The 13,563-nt window shown below is 71.0% G+C and carries 14 protein-coding genes; 9 read left to right on the top strand and 5 right to left on the bottom strand.

Features of this window, described 5'->3' with window-relative positions:
- Positions 1–711: 711 nt before the first annotated feature.
- Positions 712–1,578, top strand: a complete 867-nt coding sequence (locus tag C7C45_RS17200) for a helix-turn-helix domain-containing protein (RefSeq protein ID WP_244200417.1) — start codon at positions 712–714, stop codon at positions 1,576–1,578.
- Here the strand turns inward: C7C45_RS17200 and C7C45_RS17195 are convergent, their stop codons facing one another.
- Positions 1,579–2,229 carry a futalosine hydrolase gene (locus C7C45_RS17195; protein WP_110564658.1) on the bottom strand — a complete coding sequence of 217 codons (651 nt, stop codon included), beginning with the start codon at positions 2,227–2,229 and terminating at the stop codon, positions 1,579–1,581.
- Positions 2,226–3,827 carry an MFS transporter gene (locus C7C45_RS17190; protein WP_110564688.1) on the bottom strand — a complete coding sequence of 534 codons (1,602 nt, stop codon included), beginning with the start codon at positions 3,825–3,827 and terminating at the stop codon, positions 2,226–2,228. Before C7C45_RS17190 ends, C7C45_RS17195 begins: the two co-directional genes overlap by 4 nt.
- 88 nt (positions 3,828–3,915) lie before the next feature.
- On the opposite strand from C7C45_RS17190, the gene C7C45_RS17185 reads away from it, so the two are divergent.
- Positions 3,916–4,755 (top strand): DUF3027 domain-containing protein, encoded by an 840-nt coding sequence (locus C7C45_RS17185; protein ID WP_110564657.1) that lies wholly within the window; start codon positions 3,916–3,918, stop codon positions 4,753–4,755.
- Positions 4,756–4,792: 37 nt separating this feature from the next.
- On the opposite strand, the gene C7C45_RS17180 is transcribed toward C7C45_RS17185, so the two are convergent.
- Positions 4,793–5,038: a DUF2530 domain-containing protein gene (locus tag C7C45_RS17180; RefSeq protein ID WP_110564656.1), complete on the bottom strand. Its 246-nt coding sequence runs from the start codon at positions 5,036–5,038 to the stop codon at positions 4,793–4,795.
- A gap of 88 nt (positions 5,039–5,126) precedes the next feature.
- On the opposite strand from C7C45_RS17180, the gene C7C45_RS17175 reads away from it, so the two are divergent.
- The 5 genes from C7C45_RS17175 (at position 5,127) to thpR (ending at position 9,781) form a co-directional block, all read left to right on the top strand.
- Entirely contained in the window at positions 5,127–6,605 is a 1,479-nt protein-coding gene (locus C7C45_RS17175) for an NCS2 family permease (RefSeq protein WP_110564655.1), read from the top strand.
- 116 nt (positions 6,606–6,721) lie between these two features.
- The gene (locus C7C45_RS17170; RefSeq protein ID WP_208641192.1) at positions 6,722–7,171 is read left to right on the top strand and encodes a MarR family winged helix-turn-helix transcriptional regulator; all 450 of its coding nucleotides are present in this window, start codon (positions 6,722–6,724) and stop codon (positions 7,169–7,171) included.
- Positions 7,172–7,243: 72 nt separating this feature from the next.
- Entirely contained in the window at positions 7,244–8,527 is a 1,284-nt protein-coding gene (locus tag C7C45_RS17165) for an MFS transporter (RefSeq protein ID WP_110564654.1), read from the top strand.
- A 152-nt stretch (positions 8,528–8,679) separates the two neighbouring features.
- Positions 8,680–9,189, top strand: a complete 510-nt coding sequence (locus tag C7C45_RS17160; RefSeq protein ID WP_110564653.1) for a hypothetical protein — start codon at positions 8,680–8,682, stop codon at positions 9,187–9,189.
- A 7-nt stretch (positions 9,190–9,196) separates the two neighbouring features.
- Complete coding sequence (gene thpR / locus C7C45_RS17155) at positions 9,197–9,781, top strand: RNA 2',3'-cyclic phosphodiesterase (RefSeq protein WP_110564652.1); 585 nt, start codon at positions 9,197–9,199, stop codon at positions 9,779–9,781.
- 13 nt (positions 9,782–9,794) lie between these two features.
- On the opposite strand, the gene C7C45_RS17150 is transcribed toward thpR, so the two are convergent.
- The gene (locus C7C45_RS17150; RefSeq protein ID WP_110564651.1) at positions 9,795–10,556 is read right to left on the bottom strand and encodes a helix-turn-helix domain-containing protein; all 762 of its coding nucleotides are present in this window, start codon (positions 10,554–10,556) and stop codon (positions 9,795–9,797) included.
- 240 nt (positions 10,557–10,796) lie between these two features.
- On the opposite strand from C7C45_RS17150, the gene C7C45_RS17145 reads away from it, so the two are divergent.
- Both C7C45_RS17145 and C7C45_RS17140 read left to right on the top strand, forming a co-directional pair.
- The gene (locus C7C45_RS17145; protein ID WP_110564686.1) at positions 10,797–11,462 is read left to right on the top strand and encodes a DUF4097 family beta strand repeat-containing protein; all 666 of its coding nucleotides are present in this window, start codon (positions 10,797–10,799) and stop codon (positions 11,460–11,462) included.
- A 37-nt stretch (positions 11,463–11,499) separates the two neighbouring features.
- Positions 11,500–12,330: an alpha/beta fold hydrolase gene (locus C7C45_RS17140; protein WP_110564650.1), complete on the top strand. Its 831-nt coding sequence runs from the start codon at positions 11,500–11,502 to the stop codon at positions 12,328–12,330.
- Between the two features lie 55 nt (positions 12,331–12,385).
- Here C7C45_RS17140 and sepH read toward each other — a convergent pair whose 3' ends face one another.
- On the bottom strand, positions 12,386–13,465 hold the full coding sequence (sepH, locus tag C7C45_RS17135; RefSeq protein ID WP_110564649.1) for a septation protein SepH: 1,080 nt from the start codon (positions 13,463–13,465) through the stop codon (positions 12,386–12,388).
- Positions 13,466–13,563 lie beyond the last annotated feature (98 nt).

Below are 13,563 nucleotides of genomic sequence, written 5' to 3'. Positions count from 1 at the left end.
ACAACCACTTGAGCCCAAGGCCTCGAATACCGCAATATCGGCGATATGGAGTGGATCTTGTCCCGGGACAGGCCACGCGAACCCAAGCGATACCGGCCTTGGGCGATTTGTCTGCCTTGTGGATGTCATGCCTGGCCAACCTCGCCGCGTACGTGGTTAATGGTCCGGACGCGGGTCGCTCGTCGGTGCCCAGCTCCTGATGTGTGTCGGGTGGGTGCGCCCGTCTGGGCCGGGATGCGTCTGGTCGTGCATCGGCATGGGCGGGTCGTCCGCGCCAGGGTGGGCCCGCCGTCTGCCGGCGTGAGCCGCCCCTGAGCCTGCCGTCCGCCAGGGTGGGCCGCGCCCCGCCAGGGTGGGCCCGCCGTCCGCCAGGGTGGGCCGCGCCCCGCCAGGGTGGGCCCGCCGTCCGCCAGGGTGGGCCGCGCCCCGCCAGGGTGGGCCCGCCGTCCGCCAGGGTGGGCCGCACTCCGCCAGGGTGGGCCCGCCGTCTGCCGGGGTGGGCCCGCCGTCTGCCAGGTGAGCCTGGCCGTCCGCAGAGTGCTGGGGCACTGCGTGCCGGCTCGGTACACCCGCTGTCGTGCCCCACTGACGGGGCAGCTCTACAGGCGCTGACGAAGGGATGTACACAGCGGCGGAGACACTATCCACAGGGTTGTCCACAGGTGGACGGGTCCTGTTGACGGCGCGAGCTGAGCGGAAAACCATGGACGGGTGGCTGCGGACCTGGGTGCGATCGACGTGGGGGCAACCCTGCGGGATCTTCGTCGACGTGCCGACCTGAGCCAGCGCGAGTTGGCCGAGAGGTCCGGGGTCCCGAAGAGCACGTTGGCGCGGATCGAGGCGGGGCAGGGCGCCGGGCCGGCGTTCCGCACGGTGGAGCGGCTGGTCCGTGCGGCGGGCGGTGAGGTCATTCTCAAGCTTCCCAACGCCCACTCCTCTGCGGCGGCCGACGAGTCACCGCAGGCGCCAAACAACGCGCTGCGTGACGAGCCGCAGGATGAGCTGCGGGACGAGGCCGGCCGCCGGTACCCAGCGCACCTCGACGTCCGCCGAGTCCTGACCCTCAAGGACTGGCCGGCCGCCTGGTGGGTGCACTCCTACACCCTCCCGCAGCGCTTGTGGCCGGTGCGCGTCCCGGAGCTGACCTATGACCTCGATCGAGCACGACGTGACGAGCGGCGGTTGCGGGACCAGACACGGGCACAGGTGCGGTTTCGCCGCGCGTTCGAAGGGCTGCCGGCCACCTCATGGCGCTTCCTGGCCGAGGTGCCAGAGGCCGGGCCGGTCGGTGAGTTGAGGGCCCACGAGCGCAGCTTGGACCTCCTCCTTGGCGAGGATTGGGGCGACCGGCGTGAGCTGGTGTTGGAGAGCGTTGTCGTTGCTCCCGGCCTACGGACCCTGGGCATGGGGCGTCAGCTGATCGAGCTGCTGGCCAGGGAGATGGCGGTCGCCGGCATCCGGACCATCCACGCGATAGCCGACGGCGGCAACGTCGAGTTTCTGCTCGCCTGCGGGTTCGAGCTGCAGGCGGGTCGCCCGTCGGCGCTCACGCTCGAAGTCCGTCCGCCTCGGCCATAGTCAGCGCAGCGCCGGGGCCGCTGCGGTCAGCGCGGTGAGAGCTTCGCGCAGACGCCAGGCGTCGCGGTCACGAGGGCCGATCGGGTTGGAGATGGTGCGCAGTTCGGCGAAGGGCACCCCGGCCTGCGCTGCGGCGACCGCCACGCCGTACCCCTCCATGGCCTCGGCGACCGCCTCCGGATGCCTCCGGCGCAGCTCCTCCGTGCTGGCTGTGGTGCCGGTGACGGTGCTGACCGTGAGCACCGGGCCGGTCGTGGCCGCCGGAAGGGCGGCCCGCAGCGCCGCCAGCAGGCCCGGGTCGGCCCGCACCACACTGCCGGCACCGAGCAGCGCGAGCGGCATGCCCAACTCGTCGACAGGGATGAAACCGTCCGGTGACTCGGCACCCAGGTCAGCGGCGATGCTGGCGGTGCCGAGCACCGTGTCGCCGACCTCGGCCCGCCCGACGAAGCCGCCGGCAACGCCGGCGCTGACCACCGCACGGTACGGGCGTCCCGCGGCCTCGGCCAGCGCCAACAGCCGGGCCGTGGCCGCGCCGGCGACGGCCGGGCCCACGCCGACCGGTGCGACGGTCACGGTGGAGTCGGCCAGCCCGGCACGAACGGCGTCCGCCTCGGCTGGCACCGCCGTCACCACCAACAGGCCGGTCACGAGAGTGAGCCGGGAGATTCGCGGCGGGTCTCGTCGTCCGCGCCGCCGCCCGGGCCGCCGACGGCCGAGGACGGCCGGTAGATGTGGTAGCCCGGCGGGGTCAGGCCCGGTTCTTCGAACTGCGGGGACGTGGTCTGGGTCGGTGCCGGCGAGGTGGGCGCGGAGGCTTCGGGCTCGTCCGCCGGCTCGTCGTCGGTCAGCTCGTCATCGCCGAGCGGCCGGCCGGCCAGTTTCTCGCCGCGCAGTCGGGCCGCGACCAGCACACCCCGGATCGCGGCCAGGACGCCGACCCCGGCGGCGACGGCGATGCCCATCCGACCGTCGAACGGCACCAATCCGAGCCCGCCGCCGGCGACGAAGGCGAGCATCAGCACCGTCTCGGAATGGGCGAAGGAGCTGGCTCGCAGCCGTTCCGGGATGCGCTCCTGGATCGAAGCGTCCACGGCCAGCTTCGCCACCCCGCTGACCAGCGCGGCGACCAGGCAGAGCAGGGCGACCATCAGGAGCGAGAACTGGATGACGGCGAGCACCGCCACCCCGGCCACGATGATCATGCTGCTGGACTGGATGGCGGTCGGCCGGTGGATGCGCAGGCGGGTGCCGACGGCGGTGGCCAGGAAACTGCCGACCGCGAGCGCGGCACCGACCGCCCCCAACGCCCATTCGGCGCCCAGGTCCCGGCCGAACACCACAGTGGTCAGATCGCCCTTCTTGATCGCGAACGCGAGGAAGAGCAGCAGGAAGCCGTACACCGCGCGCAGGGTCGCGGCGCCGATCAGGGTGGCGATCACCACGCGCCCGGCGGGACGACCCCGGCCCAGCGGACGATCGCCACGGCGACGGCCCAGCGCGCGCAGCGGCCGGGGAACCCGCTCCGGTGGCTCCGAGTCGGCCTTCGGCGGCAACCGTAGGGAGATCACCATGCCGATCAGGAAGATCACCGACGCGACGCGCAGCGGCCACTGCGGCCCGAACCAGAACGCGGCCAACCCGATCGGCGCCACCAGCGCGCCCGCGACCGTGCCGTAGACGCTGGCCCGGGCACCCACCTGGGAGAGGCCGAGGCCCTCTGGCAGCAACCGGGGCACCGCGGCGGACCGGGCCACGCCGTACGCCCGGGACAGCGCGAGCACCCCGAACGCGGCCGGATAGAGCCCGAAGCCGTGGATGTAGTCGGAGATCAACCAGGCCAGGAACGCGCGACCGAGCATCGTGGCGGCCAGCGCGTACCGCCGGCCGTGCCGGAAGTGGTCCAGCAGCGGGCCCACCACCGGGGCGAGCATCGCGAACGGCACCATGGTCACCAGCAGGTAGAGCGCGACCTTGCTGCGGGCCTCGCCCAGCGGCACGTTGAAGAAGATCGTCCCGGCCAGGCCGATGGCGATCAGAGTGTCACCGGCACAGGAGACCGCGTGCAGGTCGAACAGGCGAACCATGCCGACCTCGCCGCCGGCGCCCCGGGTGCGGGCCCGACCGGCCCGGCGGGTCACCCAGCGACCGCTGCCCACCGAACCGCGCAGCAGCAGACGAACGGCGCGAATGCTGGTGCCGACGGTCCGCCCGAGGACGGATCGCCCGGAGCGGGAGTACGACGGCATGTGCACCATCCTCGCCCATCTGATCCAGGTACGCCGCACCACTGCGGGGAAAGGTTCCCCGGGAGTCCCTGTCACCCCTGCGGGACGCATGGGGAACAATGGGGAAGTGACCAGGCCCGCCTCCACCCGCGCCGCCCGTCTCGACCAGGTCTGTGCCGCCGCCGTCGAGGTGGCCCGCGCTGGCATAACCGAGGTGGACGCTGACGACGTCGGCGACCACCTGCAGGTCGTCGCCGAGGGTGAACGGCTGGTCACCCACTACTTTGAGTGCCGCCTCGCCGGCTATCGCGGCTGGCGGTGGGCGGTCACCGTCACGCGGGTGTCGCGCAGCAAGACGGTCACCATCTGCGAGACGGTGTTGCTGCCCGGCCCGGACGCGCTGCTCGCGCCCGGCTGGCTGCCCTGGCAGGAGCGGCTCAAGCCGGGCGATCTCGGTCCGGGTGATCTGCTGCCGACCTCGCCGGACGACGATCGGCTGGTCCCCGGTTACCTGCTCTCCGACGACCCGGCGGTCGAGGAGACGGCGTGGGAGCTGGGCCTCGGGCGAGCACGCGTGCTCTCCCGGGAGGGCCGCATCGAAGCGGCGCAGCGCTGGTATGACGGCGACCACGGCCCCGCCGCGCCCATCTCCACCGCCGCGCCGGCCGCCGCCCGTTGTGGCACCTGCGGCTTCTACCTGCCACTGGCTGGTGCGATGCGGCAGGCCTTCGGGGCGTGTGGCAACTTCTACGCCCCGGATGACGGCCGGGTGGTGAGTGCCGACCACGGTTGCGGCGCCCACTCCGAGACGCTGATCGAGGCCGCCGAGACCGCTGTCGAAGAGCTACCCACGGTGTACGACGACAGCGCGGTGGAGGCCATGTCGGTCAGCCGCGCCCCGGGCTCGGTGGAGACAGCCGAGCCGGCGGAGCCGTACGGGCACTCCTGATCGTTTCGCGTCGGGTTTGCCCGGCGCGGTGGTCAGGTCAGCTCGCGCGGCGGCGGCGTCGGTTGGCGTCGTGCCGCATCATCACGGCGAGGCCAGGGAAGCCCCACAGGAAACCGGCGAGGCAGGTCCAGAGCCAGTTCTCGTGACCGTTGTCGGTCAGCCAACCCCGGAAGAAGATCAGCAGGACCAGCCCGACCACCGCCCAGGCGATCAGCCCGGCGAGGGCGAACGGCACCATCGGCGGGTCCAGTGGTGCGGGCCGCGGTGGCTGCTCGTTCGGCATTCGGCAAGCGTACGCGATCTACTTTCCCTGCCCGCCGCTGATCTGGGACGATGCGCGCGACAACTGGAAGATCACCTGCGAGGACCTGATGGCAGTAGCGCCGCCCGACAACGGCACACCTCCCCAACCCGCCAACCCGCGTAACGGCTTCGACCGGTTCTTCGAGATCTCTGCCCGTGGCTCGACGTTGAGCCGGGAGGTACGCGGCGGCCTGGCGACCTTCTTCACGATGGCGTACATCGTGGTGCTCAACCCGCTGATCCTGGGCGGTGCTGTCGATGGTGACGGCAAGACCCTGCCGATTCCCGCGCTGGCTGCCGCGACCGCGCTGGTCGCCGGCCTGATGACCATCCTGATGGGGGTGGTCGGTCGGTTCCCGCTGGCGCTCGCCGCGGGTCTGGGCGTCAACGCCCTGGTGGCGTACGAGATCGCTCCCGAGATGACCTGGGCCGACGCGATGGGCCTGGTGGTGATCGAGGGTGTGATCATCGCGGTGCTGGTGCTGACCGGTCTGCGGACTGCGGTGTTCCGCGCGGTGCCGACGCAGATGAAGACCGCGATCGGGGTCGGCATCGGGCTGTTCCTGACCATCATCGGCCTGGTGGACGCCGGCTTCGTCCGGCGGGTCCCGGACGTCGCGAACACCACCGTGCCGGTCGGCCTGGGCATCGGCGGCAAGTTGGTGAGCTGGCCGCTGCTGGTCTTCGTGCTGGGCCTGCTGCTCACACTGGTGCTGGTGGTGCGCCGGGTGAGGGGGGCGATCCTGATCGGGATCCTGACCTCCACCGTGCTGGCGGTCATCGTCGAGGCGGTCGCCAACATCGGCCCGTCGTTCGTCGACGGGAAGCCCAACCCGAAGGGCTGGGCACTCAACGTGCCGGAGCTGCCCAAGACGGTGGTGGACGTGCCGGACCTGTCGCTGCTCGGCAAGTTCAACGTGCTCGACTCGTGGGGCCGGGCCGGCTGGGTGGTCGTGCTGATGTTCGTCTTCACCCTGTTGATCACGGACTTCTTCGACACCATGGGCACGATGGTGGCGGTCGGCCAGGAGGGTGGCCTGCTCGACGAGCGGGGCACCCCGCCGAGGGCCAAGGAGATCCTGCTGGTCGACTCGATCGCCGCGGCGGCCGGCGGTGCGGCCAGCACCTCCAGCAACACGTCGTACATCGAGAGTGCCGCCGGTGTCGGGGAGGGCGCCCGGACCGGCGTGGCCAGCCTGGTCACCGGCGTGCTCTTCCTGCTGGCGATGTTCCTTGCGCCGCTGGTGGTGGTCGTGCCGTTCGAGGCGGCCTCGACGGCCCTGGTGGTGGTCGGTTTCCTGATGATGACCGCGGTACGGACGATCGACTGGTCCGATTACGAGATCGCCATTCCGGCGTTCCTCACGATCGTGTTGATGCCGTTCACCTACTCGATTTCCAATGGGATCGGCGCCGGCCTGATCACTTTCGTCGTGGTCAAGCTGGCCCGGGGTAAGGCCCGGGAGATCCACCCCTTGCTGTACGGGGTGGCAGCGCTGTTCGTGCTGTACTTCCTGCGTGGGCCGATCGAGTCTCTGGTGCTCTGACGGGGTGTCGGGGCGGGGAGTCGATCCGGATTCCCCGCCCGTAACATCATGAATCCTCTCGTGAGCCTGGTCATAACAGATGTCGTTAGCCATGCTCATTAGTTAAGCTAACTACTGTGACGGAGCGGACGGTGACGGCGAAACGCGTGCCACCGGCGCAGTTGGCCCCTCAGCTGCGTGATGCGATCACTCGACTCAACCGGCGGGTCCGCCAGGCCCGACCGGTCGGCGACCTCACGGTCACCCAGGTCTCCGCGCTCACCAGCCTGCGGCTGGCGGGTGCGATGACGCCCCGGGAGCTGGCCGACGTCGAGCGGGTGCAGCCACCGACGATGACCAAGATCGTCGGGAAGTTGGAGGACCGTGGCCTTGTGCGGCGGACACCCCATCCGACCGACGGCCGGCAGGTCATCCTCGAGGCGACCGAGGGAGGGGAGGCCGTGCTCGACCAGTTCGAGCGGGCCCGCGACGAGTGGCTGGCTCACCGGCTGGCCGCACTGGACGAGGACGAACGGGAGACCCTGCAGAGGGCCGCCGAGATTCTTCAGCAGGTCGCTCGCGCCTGAGCCGCGCCCGCGCCACCGGGTCCGTGCCGTCACCTGTCGATGACGCGTACGGCCGGAGGAGGCGCACCAAGAGTGCAGGCGAAGCTGAGCACGATGTTCCAGTCCCTACAGGTCCGCAACTACCGCCTTTTCGCATCCGGGCAGCTGATCAAGTTGATCGGCGTCTGGATGATGTTCATCGCCCAGGACTGGCTCGTCCTCGATCTCTCCAACAACTCGGCCACCGCGCTCGGCGTGGTCACCGCCTGTCAGTTCACCCCGGTGCTGCTGCTCACCCTGCTCTCCGGCCGGCTCGCCGACCGGTACGACAAGCGGGTGCTGCTCTTCGCCGCCAACTCCTTCTGGAGCCTGCTGGCGCTCGGTATGTCCCTGCTGGTCCTCACCGACCTGGTGCAGCTCTGGCACGTCTTCGCCTTCGCCGCGCTGCTCGGCACGGCCAACGCCGTGGAGACCCCGGTCCGTCAGGCGTTCGTCTCCGAACTCGTCGGCACGCCCCTGCTGCCCAACGCGCTGTCGCTGAACGCCGCCGTGTTCAACTCCGCCCGGATCGTCGGCCCGGCCGTCGCCGGGCTGGCCATCGCCGCGTTCGACGTCGGCCCGGTCTTCCTCTTCACCGCGGTCAGCTCCATCGCGCCCCTGGTCAACGTGGTCCGGATGCGGACGTCCGAGCTGCAACGCGACGCCCTGCTGCCGCGCGACGAGCGGGCGTCCGCACGGGTCATCGACGGGCTGCGGTACGTGTGGCGTCGACCCGACCTGCTCTTGCCGATGGCGGTGATGTCGGTGATCGGCATGTCGCTCTTCAACTTCCAGCTCACCCTGGCCGCGCTGGCGAAGACGGTCTTCAACACCGGTGCCGCCTCCTTCGGCCTGTTCAGCACGGCGTTGGCCGTCGGTGCCCTCGGCGGCGCGCTCAGCGGCACCGGCCGGCGCAGTCGCCCGTCGATCTGGGTGGTGCTCGGCGCCGCGATCGCCTGCGCCAGCTTCGGCACCCTGGTCGGCCTGGCGTCGGTGTACTGGCTGGTCGTGGTGCTGCTGGTGCCGACCGGCTTCTTCATGGTCTTCTTCGCTCAGGCCGCCAACCAGCGGGTCCAGTTGGGGGTGGACGCGGCCTTCCGGGGTCGGGTGATGTCCCTGTGGGTGTTGGTCTTCCTGGGCACCAATCCGGTCGGCGCGCCGCTCATCGGCTGGGTCGCGGAGCATTTCGGCGCCGGTGCCAGCATCTGGATGGGTGCGTTGATCTCGCTGGCCGCCGCGCTGATCGCCCTCACCTGGCAGCTGCGCCGCTCCGGCGCCCGGCTGCGCTTCCGGATCCTCCCGATGCCCCGCTTCTACGTGACCTCCACCGACTGCTGACGCTTGGGAAAAGGGGCCCTCTCTTATCGGACATTCCGGAAGAGGGGCCCCTTTTCGGTAGCCGGCGGACCCGGGGTCGGTCTCGTTGGACGGATTGTGTGGATGCGGCCAAATCGCTGGCGGGGTGGCACGACGGGGCTTAGCGTCGATACGTGGGAGTCGGACGTGCGCTGATGCTGGCCCTGGCGTTCCTCGCCGTGGCCAGTCTGCCGGCGGCATTCGCCCTGATCTTCTGCTACGACGAGATCCTCGACCGGGTGGTCTGCGGCTGGTCCGAATGGCGTGAGCGCAGTCGAGAGAAACGCACCATCGCCCGTCTCGACCGGGCCATCGAGGCAGACGCGTTGACCCGGGACATCGACCTCAGTGGGTTCGACCGCGCCGACCGGCGGCCCCTGGACCAGCTCGCCGCCGACCTGCGCCGCCTCGGCGGCGAACGCCTCGGCGGCACCGGCCGGTCGATGGTTTGGCACAGCGCGCTGCTCCAGGCGTACGACGACAGACTCCGGCTGGCCTGCCGTGCCCTCGGCATCACCGAGCACCTCGCCGAGTTGGAGGGCGTCGACCAGGAGATCGAGCGGGTCCGGGTGGAGGGTGTGCTGCACGCCTCCGGGCTGACCCTGCCGGCGGCCCGGGCCGGGCACCGGCAACGGCACCGCTGAGCGACGGTTGCGGCTCTTCGTCGCGGTCTACCCGCCCCCCGAGCCGGTCGACCACCTCGGCGCGCAGGTCGCGCGACTACGGGTTTCCGCAGCGGCTGCTGCCGGCGTCAACGTCCGGCTCGCCGATCCGGCCCATCTGCACGTCACCCTGGCCTTCCTCGGCGACGTCGAGGCGGCCCGGCTGGTCGAGGTGGAGAGCGCGCTCGGGCTGGCCGCCGAGTGGTTCCGCGACGGCCGGAACGCCCTGCCCCGGTTCAGTCTCGGTGGCGGTGGTCGGTTCGGTCAGGGTCGGTCCACTGTGCTCTGGGTGGGCCTGCGAGGCGAGGTCGAGGCACTGCACGTGCTTGCCGGCCTGGTCCGGTCCCGGTTGCGGCAGACCCGGCTGCCGTGCGACGACGCCAGGCCGTTCCGCCCGCACCTGACCGTGGCCCGGCCCGGTGATCGGATGGACCTGGCCGACATCGAGGCGGACCAGGCCGACCTGGACGACTACCAGGGACCGGAGTGGCCGGCGATCGAGCTGCTGCTGATGCGCAGCCACCTCGACTCGCGACCATCGCGCTACGACCGGCTCGCCGCCTGGCCGCTCTGACCCGGCACTCTCGTCAGGGCGTCCCCGGCTGGTCCTGGTGCGGGCTCGGCTGGGCAGTGGCCGCCGCGGGTCTGCTGTGCAGGACCTCGCGGGCCTGTTCGGCGGCGCGGACGATGCTCTCGCTGATGAAGTCGAGGAAGCGGGCGATGTTCTCCAGGCGGGCGGCGGCCGGGGTGTGCGGGCCGAGGAGGGCGACGCCCTGCCGCGCGGTCTCGACGAGTTGGTCGTTGGCTCGGGCGCTGGCGATCGTGGCCTGGTAGAAGAGTTCGTCGTCGACGACGTAGCGGTCACGGCGGCGTTCGTCGCGCTCGCGGCGAACCAGGCTCTGACCCTCCAGGAAGGTGATCGCCTTGGAGATGGACGCTGGGCTGACCTGGAGGCGCTGAGCGAGCTCGGACGCGGTGAGTCTGCTCGAGTCGGTGGTGAACAGGCAGGTCAACACGCGGGCCGCCATCTTGCTCAGACCCGACGCCATGAGGACGGTGGTGAACGTCTCCTCGTATTCGGCCACGGCCTCGGCGTCACGGCCCTGGGGCTGTGCGACTGACTCCGTCGTGCGGGAGGAGGCCGACCTGCGTCGGTGGGCGCGGCGTTCGGTGGCGCGGTGGGCCAGGTCGGCGCGGTAGGCCAGGGGGCCGCCGTTGCGCATCACCTCGCGGGTGATCGTCGAGGTGGGACGCTCGAGTCGTCGGGCGATCTCCGCGTAGGGGAGGTCGTCGACCAGCCCCAGCGCGATCTGCTGGCGCTCCTGCTGGGTGAGTCTGCCTCCCGGCATCGTGATCTCCCTCGTGGTCCTTCGTGGGCGGCCCGTGGTGCCTCCACCATAGCGTTCACTTCTGGCCCATTGCAACACTGGCCTGCGGGGAGCGTTGCGTTACTTCCCGGGCGGTTGCAACAGTTGCGAGGATTCTAGCTGGGAAAACGTTCTGGTAACGCAACGCGCTTGTTGCCGGGATGTGGAAAGCAACGTAGCGTTTCCGATATCAGAAACGCTGTACGAGCACGGGAGAGCATGATGAAGACGTTCGACACCCCCGCCCCCATCTCCGCCGTCCTGAACATCCCCTCCGGTCGCATCCAGTTCATCGCCGCGGACCGCGTCGACACGACGGTCGAGGTGCTGCCGACCGACCCCGCCAAGAGTCGCGACACCAGGGCCGCCGAGCAGACCACCGTCGCGTACTCCGACGGGGTCCTGCGGATCGCGGCCGCGACACCCGGCAACCCGCTCGTCGGTCCCTCCGGATCCGTGCAGGTCACCGTCCGGTTGCCTGCCGACTCCCGCGTCGAGGCCAAGGCCGCCAGCGCCGAGCTGCGTGGTGTCGGGCGTCTCGGCGACGTCACCTTCGACGGCGCGTACCGCCAGATCAAGATCGACGAGGCGGCGAGCGTGCGCCTCACCGCGATCGACGGCGACGTGGAGGTCGGGCGGCTCACCGGTCCCGCGGAGATCAGCACCGCGAGGGGTGACATCCGGATCGCCGAAGCCGTGCGCGGCACCGTCGTGCTGACCACTCAGTCCGGCGACATCTCGGTCGGCGCCGCCGCAGGCGTGTCGGCCGCACTGGACGCCGGCACCGGCCACGGCCGGGTCAGCAACGCCCTCAAAAACGACGGCACCACCGCACTCGACATCCGCGCCACCACCTCCCACGGCGACATCACCGCCCGCAGCCTCTGATCCCGACCGAACGCCCGACGCGACCAGGAGTGCAGACATGGCAATGAACAACGCTTCCGCGACGAGTGCGTCCTGGACCGGCATGGTGCCGGTCGACGACACGGCCCTGGCCGTCACCGACACCGGCGGTCCCGGGGTCCCCGTGGTCTACCTCAACGGCCAGTTCGCCACCCAGGGGTACTGGCGGCGGGTCATCGCCGAACTGGGCACCGGGTGGCGGCACATCACCTACGACGAGCGGGCTCGCGGCAGGAAGTCGAAGCGTTCAGCGGACTACTCCTTCGAGGCGGCCGTCCGGGATGTCGATGCCGTCCTCGCAGCCAGGGGCGTGCACCGCGCGCTCGTGGTGGGCTGGTCCTACGGAGCGGTTGTCGGGGCGCACTGGGCCAGCCGCAACCCGGAGCGTGCCCTGGGCGCGGTCCTGGTCGACGGCGCGTTCCCGCACGACTGGCTCGACGAAGCCATGGCGCAACGGATCCGCAAGATGTTCCGACGGATGAACCTCTTCATGCCGCTGCTGCGCCCGACCGGTCTGACCCCTCGGATGAACGCCGACCAGATGGCCGACAGCAACATCGAGCTCGGCAAGCTCTCCCGCGAGCGCGAGCTGGGCCCCGTGCTGGACACCATCACGGTGCCGGTGCGGTACGTGGTCGCCTCGGGGACGTCCCTGGGGAGCCGCGGTGACGAGCAGGAACAGATCCGCGCCAGCCTCGACGCGGTGATCGCCCGGAACCCGCACATCCGGATCGGGGCGAAGGTAGCCAGCAACCACGGTGCGATCCTCAAGAAGGACTTCCCGGCCGTCGCCGAGGCCGTACGCGAGGTCGCCGGCCTCGACCGCGAGGACGCCGAAGACCGTCGATGAGGCTCACGTGTTTCGTGTTGGCGGGTGGCAATCGGCCACCCGTCAACACGAAGCGTCAGGAGGACTCGCGCGCCGCCGGACCGCTGCCGAAGAGCACGTCGTCCCAGCTCGGCAGGCGCTTACGCGGCTTGCCGTTGGCATCGGTGGCCTCGCCGCCAGCGGCGGCCGCAGCGCCCGTCCGGCGGGGCCGCAGCACCGCCAGCGACGGCACGGCCGGCACCTCCTTGGGTGCGTCCGAGTCGTCGTCGAAGGCCGACCCCTGGCCGCCGCCGAGCAGTGCGGCAGCGCCCCCGCCGACCGGCCGCTGCCGGGGCGCGTCCGACCCGCCAAGAGCGGCAGGGGTACGCGGCTCAAGGCCACGACCCGACGACGCGCCGAGCGGGCGGTCCAGTGAGGCGAGCAGCGCGTCGCGGCCGGCCCGGATCGGGTCCCGGCCAGAGCGCGGGTGCTCGGACGCAGCCGGCAACCCGTGCCCACCACGGCTCGGCTCGCCGCGCGACGGACCGGGCAGGCCGTGCCCGCCCCGCTCCGGCGCCGGCTCCTGGCCGAGGATCGGCGTGGGCCGCTCGGCGCACAGGTACTGCGCCATGTCGTCGTGCGGGGTGACCGACTGCCGGGTCTTGTCGAGATCCCAGATGGCCTGCGCGGTGGCCTTGCCGGACGGCCAGGTGGCGATGATCCGCCAGGTGCCGTCGTCACGCCGGTACGCGTCCCAGGAAATCTTCTCGGTGTCGATGCCATGCTGGCTCAGCCGACCGTTGACCACCTCGGCGAGCGGGGTGGGCTTCTCCGCGCCCTTCAGACGGGTGCGGCGGGCGTGCTGGGCGAGCATCGCCCGCTCCTGCAGAACCGGGCCGGCGTAGCGCAGCACCCGGTCGACCGGCACCCCGGCGATCCGGGCGACATCCTCGGCGGACTCACCGGAGCGGATGCGGGCCTGAATGTCCCGAGGAGACAGTGAGGGAACCGGGTCGGCCGCGGTCGGCGCCACCGCGAGCGGCGGCGCACCGGGCTCGGCGTGCAACGCCCCCGAGATCCGGTCGTCGATCGGTAGTGCGAGCAGTCGCCCGACCTCGTCAGCGAGAACCAGGGCATGGCCGTCCTCGGAGAGGGCGACGAAGCGTACTGGGCGCATAGCGTTGCCTCCGTCCCGCTTCGCTGGCCGCACGCCACGAGTCGGCCACCCAGGCGTCTCGGACCACCGTACGCGCATCTGCCTCGGGGTGGGGGAAG

Source organism: Micromonospora arborensis, from assembly GCF_003205615.1.
GTDB classification, from domain to species: Bacteria; Actinomycetota; Actinomycetes; order Mycobacteriales; family Micromonosporaceae; genus Micromonospora; species Micromonospora arborensis.
The sequence above is the reverse complement of the archived record's forward strand: the minus strand, read 5'-3'. Positions and strand labels throughout refer to the sequence as shown.